The following is a 16,135-nucleotide window of genomic DNA, read 5'->3' on the forward strand; positions in this document are numbered from 1 at the left end:
CAAGTCGAATTTCGGTATTTTCACGTCTAAACGGGGATTCGAAACTCGGATCCGGCCGGCGAAGCAAAAACGATTCTGCTTACCGACGAACATACGTTCGACGACTCCATCCTGAAGAATTCAAAAATTATCATATAGGCGAAACCTTATAAAGCGGGAATTCTCGATCGCTTTAAACTAACAAACTTACATCGCTGAACTGTTTAACAGATCGAAACGTAAACTGGAGAAAATGATGAAGACGTCTGTATTGTTAAAAAGAATCGTCCTTATCCTAGGACTGGCCGTCGTAGGCGGATTGGGGTTTTTGTATCTAAAGTTCCCCGACATCGGCGAAAAAAAAGAGATCAAGATCGCTCATACCGAAGCACAGGTAAAAAGAGGAAAGTATCTGGTCGATAACGTAGCCGCTTGTATGGGCTGTCATACCGGAGACAGGGATATAAAAAAACTTTTTTACCCTGTGGAAAAAAACGCCGGAGCTGGATCGATGAGATTCGGAGAGGATAATTTCGGCGTACCCGGAACGTTCTATTCCAAAAACATCACACCCGCCGTAAGCGGGCTCGGAAATTGGACCGACACGGAAATATTCTACGCGATCACCGCCGGCGTATCCAAAAACGGAAATCCTTTGTTCACGCTTATGCCGTATACGAACTACTCGGAGATGGACGAGGAGGATATCTACTCCATCATCGCGTATCTAAGAACCATACCTCCCGTCGAAAACAAGGTGGAGGAATCTCACGCGAATTTTCCGGTGAATCTGATTTTGCGAACCATACCGAAAGCTCCCAATCTTAAGAAGAGACCGGACACTTCGGACAAAATCGCTTACGGAAAATACATTACAACTTTTGCAAGTTGTATCGACTGCCATAGTCAGCGTGACAAAGGTAAGTTCGTTCCCGGAATGGAATTTGCGGGCGGGGTAACATTTTCTTTACCGACCGGAGGAAAGGTCGTAAGTGCGAACATCACTCCGGATCCGAAAACGGGAATCGGAACTTGGACCAAAGAGGTTTTCATCGCGCGATTTAAAGCGAACCGACTCCGCGCTAAAGCAAATCCTAATATAGCTCCGGGAGAATTCAACAGCGTTATGCCTTGGCTGGAGTATTCGGGAATGACCGACCAAGATTTAGGGGCGATATTCGATTATCTTTCCAGCTTGAAACCGGTTGCAAATCCCGTTCAGGTTTTTCAAAAATAATCTGCTGAATTAGGGTTCTACAGGATGTATAGAGTTCACTATACATCCTTTCGACTTCCGACACAAACACCCTTCCACAGGGAATATTTTTCATAAAAATAAGGAAGGCTTAGTTACTTCGCATTAAAAAGCACCGAAATTTCGCACAAATAACGTACCCTTGCGACACTTTAGCCATTTTGCATCCCGTTCCATAAACAGGAATTATTTTATAAAATAGCTCGAAGCGTAGAATCGCTGTATATATCTAGCAATTATCGATTTATAACAAACGATGATAATAAACCAATAGTTGAGTATACTCAATGATAGCCATGAAACGCTCGCTCCGCCTTCAAATTATCTCGATCTATTCGTTGCTGACTGTGATCAATCTTACGTTTGTTGCGGTGATGATCTTCGAAAATCAAACCGATTTGTTGATCGATAACTTTACTTTGGAATCCGATCAGATCGCAAGAAAAATTTTAAAAAAAATAGAAGGTATCGAAGTTCAGAACTACGACGACCCCGAGAAATTGGCGGACATAGAGAGCAAACTTCTCAGCATCGGGATCGAAAATTTCTCGATCATATCCGTCGAAGATCGTTCGGTGGAAAAGTTCAAGATCAACTTGGAACACGGTAGCTCCTCTTCGATCACTTATCTCAAGAGTAAGCTGACCACCATCATCAATGCGAAAGAAGCCATCAACAGCTCTTACGATATCGAACTGGATTCCGAAAACTTCATCGTAAATCTTATCTTCTACCTAACGGAAAAAACTTTCCTAGTTTCGCAAGTGCGCGTTAAGGAAATTTTGGATCGACTCAACTCGCTCTATATCCAGTTGGGACTTCTGCTTTTATGGGGAGTTGTCTTCCACATTCTGTTCGGAATATTTTTATATCGAAAAATTTTCGTCAGACTATTCATATTGAAGGAAGTCAGCGAAACAATGTCCACGGGGGACCTTTCCGCACGCGCGTCTTGGAACTTTTCCTCGCAGGATGAATTGGATCTTTTGGGTAACACGTTCAACGGAATGGTGGAACGAATCGCTTCTCAGGTGGAAAGCCTGGAATATAAGAATCAACAGATTCAAACGGAATTGGAAATCGGCAAGAACGTTCAGGAATGCCTTCTTCCCGGAAAAAAAAGAAAATTCAATCTTATCACGGCGGATCTTTTTTATAAACCAATGCGCGAGGTCAGCGGCGACATCTACGATATCATCGAGATCAACGAGGAAAGAACCGGCTTCTTTCTCGCGGACGCGACCGGCCACGGGGTTTCCGCCGCACTGATCACTTCCATCATTCACTTCAATATAGAAAACATCATGAAGGAAACGGTTAATCCTTCGTTCATCTTCACGAGACTGAGCGAAAAACTTTTCGATACTCTACAAGGTTCGTTTTTCGCTACCGGAATTTTTATGTTGTTCGACAAGGAAGGTTACGCATACTTCTGCAGCGCAGGACACAACCCGATCTATTACTACCGCAAAAGTAAAGGAAAGATAGTAACTCTCAACTCTACGGGACATATCTTAGGAATCGGGATCCCCGAGGAGTATCAGGTTCTCAAAATCAAAACCGAACCGGGAGACAAGGTGCTCGTTTATACGGACGGCGTTCTCGACTCCACCGCACCGACCGGAGAACAATTCGGAGACGATCGCCTAGCGGAACTCTTCCAATCCAAAGTCAATATCGATCCGAAAGAACTAGTAAACGAAATCAAAACGGCAATCCATACGTTTGCGGATCACTTCCCCGACGACGTCACCTTCGGTATCATCGAAATACAATAAGGATATATGAGGAAGAGTCTTTTCATAGCCGTGGTAGGATTCCTACTGATTCTCCCTTTGGGGTTTATCGTATTGGAAACCAAACTCTTCGAACTGCGAATTATATTAGAAAGACGCAAAATTCTAAACTTCTCGTTCTCGAGCGAAATCTTAAGATCGAAATTCGAAGGGATCATTTCTAACAGGGAAAACATCAAAGCGGAAATGAAATTGAACCATCTTCAAAGCGCGATGATCAACAACTCCAAGGACACGGTGGATTTGGAACCTTCTTTCATCCACGAAACCGGCGCGTTTTTGATCAATTCGGTTCGTACTCTTTCACTCAAAGCGGGAATCAATCTGCATCTGAACTCTTCCAAGATCCGTCTTTTGGAACACGCATTCGCGTTGGAAAGAAATCAATTCTATAAGGAAGCGTATCGGACTTACGAAGAGTCTTTCGATCAGTTCGGAAAAACATCGGAAGAAGGCGGCTTCATCCAACTTCATCAGGGATTTTGTCTCGCGGTTCAGGGAGAATTCGATGCGGCGCTCAGACCTCTCCAGGAAGTAAGAGCCAATCATCCGGGAACCCTTCTTTCCAGCGACGCTGAAATTCTCATCTCGCTCATACTCAAGGCGAAACAAAGCGTCAAAGAAATCGAAACGAATCTGGACGATCCGGAAAAAAGAGCAAAGGCATATTTCGCCAAGGGCAATTACGCAAAGGCGCTCGAAGAAATCGAAAAGGCGAAACTCAACAGCCCGGAACTCAGTTATATCAAAGGTTATTCTCTCGAAAAAACGGGGAATCAACCCGACGCGATCAAAGAATACGCCGCACTCGCATTTTCGGAGAAAAACAAGGACATAGCCATTAAGGCGAACAGACGCCTTCTGATGTTGGGTTATTACTACAATGCGGGTTCCGATATCGCGAACCTATCGGATAAGAACGCGGAAAGGTTGGGAGATACCGCGGAGGCAAAGGAAATCAAAACTTCTTCCGAAAAGTTGAAACAACCGACGCGTCTTTTGGACCAATCCTCGGGTTTGGACGAAAAAAAAGATCCTCTCCTTGAGACCGACTTCGCGAAACAAAATCAAGCGGCCCTTCAAGAAGTGATCCAGAGATCCAATCAGTTTCTGAAAAAAGCGGAAGCACAAGTTGTAAAGGCGATGATTAAAATAACCGTAACCGATTCCAATCCTGTGTATGCAAACAGCATCGTAATCAACGGGGATCAGACGAAACTCTACTCCTCTCACTTCCCGATCACGCTTCCCACGTTTTCGATCGAGTCCATTTCCATGGATAAAAACGCCACTAAGAATTCGAAATTAATAATGTTAAAAGATTCTAATAAACAGTCCTTTTTAAGGGCTTCCGTAGACGACGATTCGATCACGCTTTTCGATAAAACTTCGAAGAAGAAGATTCCGATCAATTCTGCGATCAAGATCGAGGTGATCCAATGAAAAAAATAATTCTTATAATCGCTCTCGCGATTTTTTCCTTCGAGGCTTCCGCGCACAGGATCATACTTAAGTCCGGTGAGGAAATTTCCGGAAACGTTACGGAGAACGATCCTTCCTTGGAGGAGATCACGATTCAAACCGCTGACGGAGAGAAAAAGATCAAAAAGACCGATATTTCGGAAATGAGATTCGAAGAGGACGGAAACAACCTCTGTCTCGAAGTGGACGAGGATCCGAAACGAGTCTGCACGCACAAGATAACCCGAATCAACGCACAGACCGTCTTTTATACGACCGAAGGCGGAGATTATCTGCGGATCGCGATAGAAAGAATCAAATTCATGAAGATCACTCAACCTTCCCCGAGAATACTTCAGCAGTTGTCCAAAACGAACCTGAAATTCATCATATCATCGGAAACGGACGACGACGTATCGTCTCGGATTTCCATCCTCAACGACGAATCGATCATGGTCACACAGGACGAAAACGGATCTCCGATAATAGTAGAAAATAAGAATATATCAAAAATCGTATATAAGCTGGAGGACTTAACACCGAAAAATCCGGAAACCGCGCTCGGTGTTTGGGATTATCTTATTCCCGGTTATTATCTTACTAAGAAAAACTATCTGAAGTCCGGTTACACGCTCATGGGTCTGACCGGTTTGTTTATGGCGGGAGCCGCCTATGAATACTATGTGGGAAGCAACGTAAAGGAAAAACAACCCGTCCTGATTCCGCAGGAGAACGGAACCTTCTTCATTCTCGATCAGGACAATTCCGAATACGCGAAACACAAACAACTGAATCATTTTTTTCTGATATCTTTGACCTTGAACTACGTATTAAACACGGCGCTGATCACCTTCCCGGCGGTTTTTTCCATAGCCGCGACGGAAAGGCCGCTTCCTTATCTGATGGCCAAGGAACGAAACATCGAATTTAAAATGACTTATAACTTTTAGGAGAGTATAAACAAATGCAAAATACGAAGCCCGGCGGAACCTCCAAAGACGAACTTTTGGTTCAGGAAATCACCGATTCCCATGCGCAGGGAATGCTGAAAAAGAACATGGCAATTTTAAAAACGACCGGAGAGATCAGCCTTTTCTCCGCGAAAAAATTCAAGGAAGCCATGATCGAAAGGATCGATAACGGAGTGAACATATTCCTCGTGGATCTGTCCACTACGAGCCATATCGATTCCTCCGGATTGGCGGCGTTTATCAGTACGCAGGCCCGTCTATTCAAGGAATCGCAGGGAAAGATCATCATCTATTCCGTTCCGACTCATCTTCAGAAGATTTTCGAACTTACCAAGCTGGACAAACTGATCGGCATCACGATCGATTTGGACGCGGCGATCGATAAGGCGCTCGCCTAATCGTTCGAACTTCCGGCATTCTTAGGAACCTCGGTTCCAAAATGAGTTGCAATGAGTTTAGCGCTTCCTAATCTTTCCACCGATGGCCGGAAAGCTGTTTTTGATCGGCTCCAACGTCCTTTTGACGGGGGTGCCGATCTTCAACGAACTGCACGAACACTATAGCGCATCCTTTATCGTAAGCAGAAACGAACCCTTCGATTTCAGAACCGGCTCCACGGATTGGATTCGATCGAAGGCGGTATTCGTACGTCCTAACGTAGAACAACAATTAAACGCTCCGAACGAAGACGTATTCGTTTTTTTGTTCGACCCGGACGACGTGCGGATACGGCGCACCCTTTTCGAATTCTCAGAGGAATACAGGGAATTGGAATCCGACGACGCCTACGGAAGAATCGCTGAATTCCTGACCCCTCCCGTCTCCGAAAACGACGCCCTTCGAATATGGAAAAAAACGTTAAACGAATTCAAAAAGAATGATATACCTTCGCGACCGATGGATCCGCGGATCGAATCGGTGGTGAAAAAACTTTCCTCTTCCGTGCCGGAAACAATCTCCTGGGAAGAATGGGCGGCATCGACAGGACTTTCCGAAAGCAGGTTGATCCATCTTTTCAAGGAAGAAGTGGGCATTCCCATGAGAAAATACATACAATGGCTTCGGATCAAAGCGTGCGTATCGTACTTAGCCCAGGGACGGAGTTTGACCGCCGCGTCCCACGAGGCGGGCTTTGCCGACCAAGCTCACATGAGCCGTACCTTTCGGGAAATGTTCGGACTCAAACCCTCCCTTTTTTTGAAGAATAGCAGTTCCGTTCAAGTAATCTTCTGTAAAATGGAGGATGATAACGACCTCTAAGCCGTAATCCGTTTCTGATGGAATTCTTACGATCGTTCGATAAACGATCTTCGAAACGGAACGAAAAACAAAATGAGGATGGGAATAGAACCATGAAAACGATCGAACAATGGCTGAGCGAATACGCGGAAAGTCATCAAAATAAAGTGAACAAGAGAATCCATTGGATCGCCGTTCCGACGATAATGTTTACCTTGTTGGGAATGCTTTGGTCCATTCCTTCGGGTTTCCTCCAAACGATTCTTCCGGAATCTTTGGGACAGGCCCGACTTTTTCTCAACTGGGCTACGATCTTCGTATTGATCACCGGAATTTTTTATCTCAGACTTTCGATTCCAATGTTCATCGGGATGATGTCCATGGTCGCGTTGATGTTGGGCGGAATTTACTACATCGCGCTTTCCGGAATTTCCACTTTGATTTCCGTTTCCGTTTCCGTTTTCGTGGTGGCTTGGATCTTCCAATTCATCGGACACAAAATCGAAGGAAAAAAACCTTCCTTCTTTAAGGACCTTCAGTTTCTATTGATCGGCCCCGCTTGGTGTCTCAGTTACTTATACAAAAAAATCGGAATCTCCTACTGAGATTTCGATCCGAAGGAAATACGGAATTCGGTTGTGGATTCCGTTCTTCGGCGAATTCTCCCACGGAACAAGAAACGTAAAAAACTTGACCGTTTCGGAGGATTCGCTACGATTTCCGATTCTCGTGAGGAATCAACTTTGAAAACCGAAACAAACGATACGAACCGATTCACCAGAAAAAAAATGCTTCGCGTATCCGCGGGTGCCGTTTTGTCCTTAGGTGCGGCGGGTTTCGCCACGGCCAATACGACGGGTTGTTCTTCCGGACCCAAAGGCGCGACGGACAGAAATCTAAAATACACTTCCCTGGATACGGTCCTCGAAGAATTAAATACATTAGAAAAATCGAATGCGATCGAAGGTTACGGAACCTGGGACGCGGGCAAAATATTTCTTCACTGCGCTCAATCGATAGAATATTCGGTCCAAGGTTATCCCGAAAACAAAAGCGTTGTGTTTCAAAACACCGCGGGAAAACTCGCCTTTTTAAAATTCTCCTTTTCCCAAAAGATGTCCCACGATCTGGAAGCTCCTATTCCGGGCGCGACCGAAATCCGGTCCGACACGGACTGGAAAAAAAGTCTTTCCATACTTCGGGAAACGATACTCAAGTTCCGCGCTTACGGAGGGGAACTAAAACCGCATTTCGCCTACGGAAATCTGACGAAAAGCGAATACGACCTGGCTCACGCGATGCACATAGCCGACCATTTCAGCTATATTAAAGTTTCCTAAATTAGTCGATTCTCGATTCGCAAAAAAAAAGACTTCGGAATTCGTCGGAATTCCGAAGTCGGAGAGCAAGTGTTTCGGATAGATTCGTAAGTTGAAAGAAAAATAGAATTGCGAGAATTACAAGGCCGACAAACTCGTTTCCGCAAGTTCGTAACCGCCCATCTGATCCGGATGAAAGTTCGGTTTAAAATATCGTAACGCTCCTCGAAACAAAGGCGGAACCGTAATCCTCATATAATCGCGCGCGTATCCTCGGTCCTGACGGAACCGTTTCCAAGTGACTTCCCCGTCTGCGATCAAAAACCAATATTGAAACAGGATCGCGAAAGACCAGAGCATGACCGTCGCGATCACGAAACCTAAGATTCTTAGGAGATAATTGGGAGCGACTTCGCGCATCACGTCGTAAACGACGGACTTGTGTTCTATCTCTTCGCACGCGTGCCAGACGAGCAGTTTTCTCATGTCCCCGTACGCGTCTCGGGCCAAATCGTATTTCAGGGAAATTTCGCCTAGGGTCGCCGTGTAGTGTTCGAGTGCGGCCGTAATCGAAAGATCCATCTTCGGACCGAATACGAAACCTAAAAAAGCGAAAATGACCTTATAAACGATCCAGTGATAAAAAGCCGCGATTCGATCCACCGGCAAATCGGATTTACGAAGAGAATCCCAAACCCGTTCGTGTTCTTTACCGTGTTGTACTTCCTGACCGATGAAAGCCTTAACACGATTTCTTAATGTTTCGTCTTTGATCTTATCCTGAAACGGTTTGACGCTTCTGATAAAAAAACGTTCCCCTTCCGGAAAGATCACATGAAAGCTGTTTAAGGAATGTGTAATGATGGAATTGTCGTGAAAGTAATATTTAGGAAGATCGTCCAAACCTTCGAAATCCAACTTTCGGACGGAAGGTGCGTTTCGATCGATTTTTTTGGCGAACGGTTTTTTCATTTCCATTTTCTCCCGCTTTCGGCGGAATCGTTTCCGATTCTTCACACAGAATACCCGATCCTCGATCCGAACACTCCTCGAATCCCGAATCCACTGGTGGATTTTGAAATCGGCTAGGATTTTCGACGAGAATCCTTCCGATCGAAATCGGCGACGAAAGAAAACGATCCGGAAGAGAAATCGAAAGAGGGATTCCGATCCGAAGATCAGGAATCTTCTTTACGGATTAACAAGGGTCGGAATTCTGGAATGCAGGTCCGGGGGATTAGCTCAGCTGGTTAGAGCGCTACCTTGACATGGTAGAGGTCACTGGTTCGATCCCAGTATCTCCCACCACGGCCCTGTTCCCAGCATCTTATCCTCTTTACAGTTTCTATCCTCCTCGCAGGTTTAGATACAATGCGTCTTTTTCAGGGGAGAATCGTCACCAAAACCGTTCTGGTTCTTTCCGTAGTCAGCCTGTTCACGGACATCGCCTCCGAAATGTTGTATCCGATTCTTCCGATCTACTTGAAAGAAATCGGATTTTCCGTTTTTCTGATCGGCTTTTTGGAAGGTGTCGCGGAAGCCACCGCCGGTTTCAGCAAGGGTTCGTTCGGAAGAATGTCGGACCTCAGCGGCAAACGACTTCCCTTCGTGCGATGGGGATATTTTCTCAGCGCCCTTTCCAAACCGATGATGACTTTTTTCGGATCGGTGTTTTGGGTTTTTTCGGTTCGAACCGTGGATCGACTCGGAAAAGGCATTCGGACGGCGGCCAGAGACGCGCTTTTATCGGACGAAACGAACAAAGATAACAAAGGAAAGGTCTTCGGATTTCACAGATCCATGGATACGTTCGGAGCCGTTTTGGGACCGGTGGCCGCGCTTTTGTTTTTGACCGCTTTCCCCGGAAAATACCACGAATTGTTTCTTTGGGCGTTCCTCCCGGGAATCGCGGCGATCCTATTGACGTTTTTGATCAGCGAAAAGGAAAAGCCTTCCGCGCCAAAGTCGGAATCCCGAAAAATTTCCGTGATTCAATTCTACCAATACTGGAAACGCGCCCCCGCCGATTACAGAACTTTATGTAAAGGAATTCTAATATTCACTCTTTTTAATGGATCGGACGTATTCCTTCTTTTAAAACTGAAGGAATTCGGAATGAACGATACGTATTCCATCGGGGCCTACATATTCTACAATCTCGTCTACGCGGCGACCGCATATCCTCTGGGGGTTTTGGGGGACAGGATCGGTTTAAAAAGGTTGTTCTTATTCGGTCTATTTTGTTACGGAGCGGTCTATTTCGGAATGGGATTCGGAAACGCGGATTGGGTCCTATGGATCGCCTTCTCCGTATACGGAATTTACGCAGCTTCTACGGAAGGAATCTCCAAGGCTTGGATTACGAATCTGGTTCCTCAAACTGAAACCGCGACCGCGTTAGGCACCTTTAACGCCTTCCAAAGTATATGTATGATTTTCGCGAGTCTGATCACCGGATATCTTTGGACGAGCGTAAATTCCACGGCGGCGCTTTGCGTTTCCGGAGCGGCCGCGATCGTGTCGGCGATTTATCTATCCGGTTTTCGCGAGCCGGAAAAACAAAAAAGCCTCTGACAAACAGAGGCTTTCAATACGGGCTTGGTTTTCGATTTTTTTTCGGATCGTTATAGGAGTATTAGAAATCCTTGTTATTCGACGGAGATCACCGAGATCGTCGGGAGTTTGAATCCGAGAACGGTAGCCAAATCCTTCCGAATCTGGTCCCGAACTCCCTGTTTATCCTCGACCAAAAGCGCCTGACGGAGATAGAATTCCGCCGCCTTGAGATCGACTTCTCCCAGAGCCATGGAAGCCCGGTAGCGGACGGAAGGATTTTCGCTCTTTAACATGTCGCAAAGCGCGTAAAAACTCTTATCCGCAACTTTCATAATATTCACGATGGAATTCAGAATCGCCGCTTTCGTAAAATCGTTCTTTTCCTTTTCGAGGGAGGAAACGAGGAAGTTGACGGTTTCCTTTCGGTTCATATATTTCAAACCGTCCGCGGCGGAAGCACGGATGTAAAAGTTCGGATGACCGAGAGCATTGACGAGAACGTCTTCCGATTCTTTTGCGTAAGGATAACTCCCTATGGTTCTCAGGATTTCCCCCGCGGCGATCACCATCGTATAATCGTCCTTAGACGTAAAATAGGGTTCGTCCTTTTCGGTGATCGTGGGTTCCAGTTTTTTATACTCTTCGATCGTAGGTTTGATTGCGCTTTCCTGATCCATCACCGCCAAAGCCTGCGCGACGGTGAATTTCAGATAAGGATGATTTTCCATGGATTTAGGGGTTTTCGGATTTCCCCGAAGAGCGTTCAAAAGCGGACGAACCGCGAGTTTATTACTCACGAATTTGAGGTAATCCGCCGCTTCCACCCTTTCCTCGTAGGAACCGGATTCCAGTTTTTTGATCTGCTCGAAAAAGACCTTGTCCGCGTATTCGACCGCCTTATCACCGGATAACACCGGTAAGACGATCGAACAGAAAAGAAATACGGAGATAGAAATATTCTTAAACATGGAACTCCCTCCCTTGTACTATCGGTTTTTAGGAATCCCGTCTTAAAGTATCAGGCTTCCTTTTCTTTTACGCTTTCCGCGATTTTGCGGATTTTTTCGGACAGATCCTCCAGAGGTAAATCGGATTCAGCGGATTCTTCCAGCTCTTTCCCGATCTTTTTGAGGTCTTCCTGAATTCTGAGTTTATTTTCGGAAGCACGGCTTGCCATATGTGTGAGGAGATCGTCCCGGTATTCCGTCGCCGTTTCCAGTTTGAGTTCGCCGAGGGAAATCATAGATTGAAGGATTTTTTCGAGACGATCGCGGGTAAGATAATTGGCTCCGATTCCTCCCAAAACCAAACGCCCGAACAAGGAACTGATATCCTTGCCAGTTTCTCGGATCAAAGCCGAAAGCATAAAGTTGGAGAATTCCTCGTTTCTTTGACCCAAGGAAACTTTGAGAAAGGTTTGTCCCAGAATTTTCGGAGTGATATCCGAGCCGGACAGATTATCGATTACGCGAATTTCTTCCCCGTTGATGATCATTTCCGCCACGTCTTCCAGAGTGATCGTCTTACTCGTTTCCGGATCGTACAGCCTTCGGTTCGCGTATCGTTTGAGAACTTTCATTTTAATTGATTGCGTCTTTTACGCATCGCACAATTCTAGAATCCGCCGGAAAACGCTTCGGTCAAGCAAAATACCCCATGCAAAGCCTGTTGTTCGATTGTATCTTTTTGAGCGGACTCACTAAAAAAGAGGAAAAGTTGTTCTTCGCTCTACTCGAATGGAAAGAAATTTCCACGCTCGAATGGACCGGCGCGGCAGGATTTCCCGAAATCAAAAACGGGGAAGTCATCGTTAGAAAGACGATCGACGTATTCTCTCTTCAAACCGCGCTCGACTGGTCCAAACAACCTCTGCTATTGGGAAGAATCGAAACTTCCCTTCTACGGGAACTTTCCCTTTCCGGTCTGGATTATTTTTTGAATTTGGAAACGGATTCCCTTTTGGATCTGCCGCTCGAAAACGTTCCGAAAAAAAAGGGGCTGACCGCGCTCGTAGTCGGACCGGACCGACGTTTGTATCGAAGGATCAAGGCCAGGCTCCGCGTGTTGGGATGGGAAACCTATCCTTGTACGGAGATAGGAACGTTGACGGAACGTTTTCGGGAATTCGAACCGGGACTTCTTTTCGTAGATTGGGAACGTCTCGACGTAAAGGAAACGCTGGAAAAACTGCGGAATCTACCGCAGAGGGCCGTGTTTCCTCCGGTGATCGGAATACGCGACGTCAAACGGGAAGGACTGTTCCAGGATTTATCTGCGGGGATCCGCGACTTTTGTCCGGAGCTATATTCAGAAAAAGAAATATACGAAATATTGAATTTTTCCGTTCTCGAACAAGAAAAGGAATATCCGAGATCGGAAAACCGTAGACGACTGACGTTCGAATTCCGCACCGGACCCAAACCTACCGGAATCCGCATCGAAAAGACGGACCGGATCTCCCCTTGGACAACTCGGACCGAATCCTATAAACTTTTCCGTCTGTTGATTTGGATGGAAGGATTCTTATAACTAAAATTTCCCAAACGACATACGACTTACCGGTAGCCCGCGGTAAAACTAAAACGTACGAATCGGAAAATAATAAAGAAGAGACACGAATTTTGTTATTGAAATAACTATTATCAAGATAATTAATGAAATCGGTAACGACGTCATGCCCTCTTTAAAAGAAACTAAAAATCCTTCTTTGATCGACACCGCCTTCGCCTATTTTTTCCACAGGACCGACCGTCTTTTGAGATTACATTTTACGAAACTTATGTCGGACCACGGCGAGGACATCACAGTCGAACAATGGCTTTTGTTGAATCAGCTATCTACGTTAGGCGTCGCTTCCCAAACCGATCTGGTGGATAAAACTTTCAAAGACAGACCGAACATCACCCGCCTTTTGGACGGACTGGAAAAAAAGGATCTGGTGGCGAGAGAGGATGATTCCGAGGATCGAAGAAAGTTCAACGTGATCCTTACGAAAAAGGGAAAGGCTCTTTTGGAAAGAACGATTCCCATAATGTTGCAGGAAAGAAAACACGTTTACAAAGGACTTTCCTCCGCCGATCTTCAGACCCTGAAAAAAATTTCCGAAACGATCGAAACGAACGTATTAAACGGAAGGCTCTGATCCGATCGACGAAATGGCCCGATTCTTAAAGCGCGATCAAACCGTTTTTTCGTACTGCGGTTGCGGTTGACGAAAGTCCGCGACGATACTCTTTAAATCGTTCAAAGGAATATGATCCGTAACCTTTTTGGAAAACTTAACGAGTTTCAATCTTAGGTCGGGTCCGATCAAAAATTCCGCAGGCATCCGATCCATTTTCATACCCGGAGCTTTTTTCATTTCGAAACCGAGATCGGCGGCTTCCTGAATTTCCTTTTTCGCGGTTAGAATCGTTTTAACGACTCCGATCCAGGAAAAACCGACCCCGTAAAGACGATACAGATCGTTTTCAGGATCCGGGATCAAAGGGAAAGGAACCGACTTACTTCCGACACTCGCGCGAATCCGATCGGCGCCCGATTCGAAAACGGCCAGAATCTTCAACCCTCTGCTCTGCAGATCCGGATAAGCATTGATAAGCTGATGCATCCTAAGATTGCAGAGTGCACATTCCGCGTTTCTAAAAAAAGCCAAAAGCGTGTTCTTACCTCTGAGATCCTCCAAACGGATCGAATTTCCCAAATAGTCGCGGACCGAAAAATCCTTGGCCGCGTCTCCAACTTTTAATCCCATAATCGTTTCTCCTATCGACGTTTACAGCTTAGACTCATTTTGTTGCATATGCAACAATTATTTAGACAATAATTTTTTAAAAAAGGAATTTTCAACCCCTTTTCGGGGTTAAAAATCGGAATTTAGAAACGGGACGGGAAATCGACGATCAGAGAGGAAGTAGATAGGTGGTCTTTTTTTCGGTGAGAGGTTCGTAGATCTCCATCGAAGGTCTTCCCTTCAGATCGCAACCCCTTTCTTCGCAGGCCCTAAAAAGTTTCGGGTAGACCTTATAAATTCCGAGGAAGATGGAGAGAAAATTCTTGAGAGGAAATTCGGCGAGTAGGTATTTGCGCGCGGGAAGGATTCGCATCGTGAGAGGGATAGAAAGACCGGAAGGAAGCGCGGGGATCGGTTCGGAAAGAATCGCTCCTACCTCACAACGGAGTTTTTCCTTAGGTACGTCGTTGGGATTGTCCAGATAAATCGCGAACAATCGGAAGTTCTTGATTCCGTAAAGGGGAAGTTCCTTTTGGAGGGTTTCGAACGTCTTCCCAACGTTTCTATAATCCCCGATTCTTTCGTGTTGAATCGTAAAAAAAGGTCCCCGCGTTTCCTCTTTCACATCGACGGGAGAAAAAGCCCCCATGTAAACGAGAAATAAAAGCGAAGATACGCCTAACAGTAAACCGACGATCGCCGTAGTTTTCATAACAACCTCAAAATTTTAAAATGATAAAAAAGGGAACAGTCCATAAAAGATTCAAACGGAGAAAAATAACGTAACTTTTGAAAACGATCCGATCCCGTTTTAAAAGGAGAAGTTTCGAAAAAAAATCCCGAATGGATAGGAAGGAAGCGCAAAACAAAAGGAAAGGCAGAAAAAATTCCGCGGAAGGATTTCTTTCATACGGAAAGTTCCTGAAAAAACTAAGCCAACCGGATCCGCCTAAGAACAAACTCGCGAACACCAAGGATAAAAATAAGTTACAGGGCAAAAGCAGGAAAATACCCGAAAAAATTCCGGGCTCGAATCTAAGACAATATTCCAAACGCTTGTATTCTCCCGAAACACGTTCCCTGAGACCGGAAATTAGGACGTCGTATAACGAAATCAACGTCAACCTTCCTTCCAAATAAGAATCCTCCAAATGACAGATAATCGCCGAACGAATGTTAGGCGAAAACGAAGCCGGATAGGCGAAATCGACAAATAGTTGCAAAAAACGTAATATCATTTCTCGTTTTTTAAAAGATCCAGACTTTTCGCTTTTATGAGAGCGGATTCCAATTTCTTTAATTCGGATACGAGAACCTTCTTTCCCGTAGCGGTTATCTCGTAATACAACCTTCTCGGATCATCGCCCTCAGCGGCCTTTCGTTTGGAATATCGGATCCAAGCCCAACTCCGCAACTGTTCCAAAGTCCGATACAAAGTCCCCGGCCCCAATTTGAACGAACCCGACGAAGAATCATACAAGGATTTCGCGATCGCGTATCCGTGGGAAGGCTCCTCGGCGAGCGCAAGAAGAATGTGAAACATCGCCGGGGTAATCGACTTTTGCTCCGGGGCATCCCCTTTTTTAGACATATATCCATAGTAGATATATCCGTTTCGGACTCAATTCATTTTCATAAGTAAAAAGACTGCTTTGAATCGGCGGGCGCGCCCGGAAAATTTTTCCGGATCGGTGAAAATTACCGATCCAGCCGGGCCAGGCTACTCCGGGCTCCGCGTTCGCTCCGGTCCGAAAACTCCTCCGATCCAGGAAGTTTTTCTAAAGTTCGGACCAGGCCCTACATATCCTTCGCGCAGTAAACCAGCT

18 protein-coding genes and 1 tRNA gene are annotated in these 16,135 nt (G+C 45.6%); 13 read left to right on the top strand and 6 right to left on the bottom strand.

What is annotated here, in order from left to right; translation table 11 throughout:
- Positions 1–232 precede the first annotated feature (232 nt).
- The 8 genes from EHQ17_RS10795 (at position 233) to EHQ17_RS10830 (ending at position 8,041) form a co-directional block, all read left to right on the top strand.
- Complete coding sequence (locus tag EHQ17_RS10795; protein ID WP_210412851.1) at positions 233–1,216, top strand: c-type cytochrome; 984 nt, start codon at positions 233–235, stop codon at positions 1,214–1,216.
- 314 nt (positions 1,217–1,530) lie between these two features.
- The gene (locus EHQ17_RS10800) at positions 1,531–3,012 is read left to right on the top strand and encodes a SpoIIE family protein phosphatase (RefSeq protein WP_135594650.1); all 1,482 of its coding nucleotides are present in this window, start codon (positions 1,531–1,533) and stop codon (positions 3,010–3,012) included.
- Between the two features lie 6 nt (positions 3,013–3,018).
- Complete coding sequence (locus EHQ17_RS10805) at positions 3,019–4,473, top strand: tetratricopeptide repeat protein (protein WP_135594648.1); 1,455 nt, start codon at positions 3,019–3,021, stop codon at positions 4,471–4,473.
- A complete protein-coding gene (locus EHQ17_RS10810) occupies positions 4,470–5,441 on the top strand; it encodes an LB_137 family protein (RefSeq protein ID WP_135594646.1) in 972 nt (323 codons plus the stop codon). Before EHQ17_RS10805 ends, EHQ17_RS10810 begins: the two co-directional genes overlap by 4 nt.
- A gap of 14 nt (positions 5,442–5,455) precedes the next feature.
- Entirely contained in the window at positions 5,456–5,860 is a 405-nt protein-coding gene (locus tag EHQ17_RS10815) for an STAS domain-containing protein (protein WP_135594644.1), read from the top strand.
- Positions 5,861–5,960: 100 nt separating this feature from the next.
- Positions 5,961–6,722, top strand: a complete 762-nt coding sequence (locus tag EHQ17_RS10820; RefSeq protein ID WP_135594848.1) for a helix-turn-helix domain-containing protein — start codon at positions 5,961–5,963, stop codon at positions 6,720–6,722.
- A gap of 92 nt (positions 6,723–6,814) precedes the next feature.
- On the top strand, positions 6,815–7,306 hold the full coding sequence (locus EHQ17_RS10825) for an Mpo1 family 2-hydroxy fatty acid dioxygenase (RefSeq protein WP_135594642.1): 492 nt from the start codon (positions 6,815–6,817) through the stop codon (positions 7,304–7,306).
- Between the two features lie 183 nt (positions 7,307–7,489).
- Positions 7,490–8,041: a DUF1569 domain-containing protein gene (locus EHQ17_RS10830; RefSeq protein ID WP_135594846.1), complete on the top strand. Its 552-nt coding sequence runs from the start codon at positions 7,490–7,492 to the stop codon at positions 8,039–8,041.
- Positions 8,042–8,158: 117 nt separating this feature from the next.
- On the opposite strand, the gene EHQ17_RS10835 is transcribed toward EHQ17_RS10830, so the two are convergent.
- Complete coding sequence (locus EHQ17_RS10835) at positions 8,159–8,992, bottom strand: metal-dependent hydrolase (RefSeq protein ID WP_135594640.1); 834 nt, start codon at positions 8,990–8,992, stop codon at positions 8,159–8,161.
- Between the two features lie 259 nt (positions 8,993–9,251).
- Between EHQ17_RS10835 and EHQ17_RS10840 the strand changes: the two genes are divergently transcribed.
- A tRNA-Val gene (locus EHQ17_RS10840) sits at positions 9,252–9,328 on the top strand.
- 63 nt (positions 9,329–9,391) lie between these two features.
- Positions 9,392–10,594: an MFS transporter gene (locus EHQ17_RS10845; RefSeq protein ID WP_135594638.1), complete on the top strand. Its 1,203-nt coding sequence runs from the start codon at positions 9,392–9,394 to the stop codon at positions 10,592–10,594.
- 74 nt (positions 10,595–10,668) lie between these two features.
- Here EHQ17_RS10845 and EHQ17_RS10850 read toward each other — a convergent pair whose 3' ends face one another.
- Positions 10,669–11,544, bottom strand: coding sequence for a HEAT repeat domain-containing protein (locus tag EHQ17_RS10850; RefSeq protein ID WP_135594636.1), 876 nt, complete (start codon positions 11,542–11,544; stop codon positions 10,669–10,671).
- A 50-nt stretch (positions 11,545–11,594) separates the two neighbouring features.
- On the bottom strand, positions 11,595–12,155 hold the full coding sequence (locus EHQ17_RS10855; protein ID WP_135594634.1) for a polyhydroxyalkanoate synthesis regulator DNA-binding domain-containing protein: 561 nt from the start codon (positions 12,153–12,155) through the stop codon (positions 11,595–11,597).
- Positions 12,156–12,232: 77 nt separating this feature from the next.
- Between EHQ17_RS10855 and EHQ17_RS10860 the strand changes: the two genes are divergently transcribed.
- Both EHQ17_RS10860 and EHQ17_RS10865 read left to right on the top strand, forming a co-directional pair.
- Positions 12,233–13,105, top strand: a complete 873-nt coding sequence (locus EHQ17_RS10860; RefSeq protein ID WP_342776119.1) for a hypothetical protein — start codon at positions 12,233–12,235, stop codon at positions 13,103–13,105.
- Positions 13,106–13,250: 145 nt separating this feature from the next.
- The gene (locus EHQ17_RS10865; protein ID WP_135594630.1) at positions 13,251–13,718 is read left to right on the top strand and encodes a MarR family winged helix-turn-helix transcriptional regulator; all 468 of its coding nucleotides are present in this window, start codon (positions 13,251–13,253) and stop codon (positions 13,716–13,718) included.
- Positions 13,719–13,754: 36 nt separating this feature from the next.
- Here the strand turns inward: EHQ17_RS10865 and EHQ17_RS10870 are convergent, their stop codons facing one another.
- Together EHQ17_RS10870 and EHQ17_RS10875 are read right to left on the bottom strand one after the other, a co-directional pair.
- Positions 13,755–14,330, bottom strand: a complete 576-nt coding sequence (locus EHQ17_RS10870; protein WP_135594628.1) for a peroxiredoxin-like family protein — start codon at positions 14,328–14,330, stop codon at positions 13,755–13,757.
- A 148-nt stretch (positions 14,331–14,478) separates the two neighbouring features.
- The gene (locus tag EHQ17_RS10875; protein ID WP_135594626.1) at positions 14,479–15,021 is read right to left on the bottom strand and encodes a GyrI-like domain-containing protein; all 543 of its coding nucleotides are present in this window, start codon (positions 15,019–15,021) and stop codon (positions 14,479–14,481) included.
- Between the two features lie 131 nt (positions 15,022–15,152).
- On the opposite strand from EHQ17_RS10875, the gene EHQ17_RS19805 reads away from it, so the two are divergent.
- Positions 15,153–15,449, top strand: coding sequence for a hypothetical protein (locus tag EHQ17_RS19805; RefSeq protein WP_167881079.1), 297 nt, complete (start codon positions 15,153–15,155; stop codon positions 15,447–15,449).
- A gap of 94 nt (positions 15,450–15,543) precedes the next feature.
- Here EHQ17_RS19805 and EHQ17_RS10885 read toward each other — a convergent pair whose 3' ends face one another.
- Entirely contained in the window at positions 15,544–15,900 is a 357-nt protein-coding gene (locus tag EHQ17_RS10885; protein WP_135594624.1) for a PadR family transcriptional regulator, read from the bottom strand.
- Positions 15,901–16,135: the final 235 nt, after the last annotated feature.

The organism is Leptospira gomenensis, from assembly GCF_004770155.1.
Taxonomy (GTDB): Bacteria; Spirochaetota; Leptospiria; order Leptospirales; family Leptospiraceae; genus Leptospira; species Leptospira gomenensis.

Excerpts from the sequence above, each read along its gene's own strand:
- EHQ17_RS10795 (WP_210412851.1), top strand. The coding sequence starts at position 233 with ATGATGAAGACGTCTGTATTGTTAAAAAGAATCGTCCTTATCCTAGGA.
- EHQ17_RS10835 (WP_135594640.1), bottom strand. The coding sequence starts at position 8,992 with ATGAAAAAACCGTTCGCCAAAAAAATCGATCGAAACGCACCTTCCGTC.
- EHQ17_RS10885 (WP_135594624.1), bottom strand. The coding sequence starts at position 15,900 with ATGTCTAAAAAAGGGGATGCCCCGGAGCAAAAGTCGATTACCCCGGCG.
- EHQ17_RS10825 (WP_135594642.1), top strand. The coding sequence starts at position 6,815 with ATGAAAACGATCGAACAATGGCTGAGCGAATACGCGGAAAGTCATCAA.
- EHQ17_RS10855 (WP_135594634.1), bottom strand. The coding sequence starts at position 12,155 with ATGAAAGTTCTCAAACGATACGCGAACCGAAGGCTGTACGATCCGGAA.
- EHQ17_RS10805 (WP_135594648.1), top strand. The coding sequence starts at position 3,019 with ATGAGGAAGAGTCTTTTCATAGCCGTGGTAGGATTCCTACTGATTCTC.
- EHQ17_RS10870 (WP_135594628.1), bottom strand. The coding sequence starts at position 14,330 with ATGGGATTAAAAGTTGGAGACGCGGCCAAGGATTTTTCGGTCCGCGAC.
- EHQ17_RS10860 (WP_342776119.1), top strand. The coding sequence starts at position 12,233 with ATGCAAAGCCTGTTGTTCGATTGTATCTTTTTGAGCGGACTCACTAAA.
- EHQ17_RS10875 (WP_135594626.1), bottom strand. The coding sequence starts at position 15,021 with ATGAAAACTACGGCGATCGTCGGTTTACTGTTAGGCGTATCTTCGCTT.
- EHQ17_RS10830 (WP_135594846.1), top strand. The coding sequence starts at position 7,490 with ATGCTTCGCGTATCCGCGGGTGCCGTTTTGTCCTTAGGTGCGGCGGGT.
- EHQ17_RS10810 (WP_135594646.1), top strand. The coding sequence starts at position 4,470 with ATGAAAAAAATAATTCTTATAATCGCTCTCGCGATTTTTTCCTTCGAG.
- EHQ17_RS10850 (WP_135594636.1), bottom strand. The coding sequence starts at position 11,544 with ATGTTTAAGAATATTTCTATCTCCGTATTTCTTTTCTGTTCGATCGTC.
- EHQ17_RS10845 (WP_135594638.1), top strand. The coding sequence starts at position 9,392 with ATGCGTCTTTTTCAGGGGAGAATCGTCACCAAAACCGTTCTGGTTCTT.
- EHQ17_RS10815 (WP_135594644.1), top strand. The coding sequence starts at position 5,456 with ATGCAAAATACGAAGCCCGGCGGAACCTCCAAAGACGAACTTTTGGTT.
- EHQ17_RS10800 (WP_135594650.1), top strand. The coding sequence starts at position 1,531 with ATGAAACGCTCGCTCCGCCTTCAAATTATCTCGATCTATTCGTTGCTG.
- EHQ17_RS10865 (WP_135594630.1), top strand. The coding sequence starts at position 13,251 with ATGCCCTCTTTAAAAGAAACTAAAAATCCTTCTTTGATCGACACCGCC.
- EHQ17_RS19805 (WP_167881079.1), top strand. The coding sequence starts at position 15,153 with ATGGATAGGAAGGAAGCGCAAAACAAAAGGAAAGGCAGAAAAAATTCC.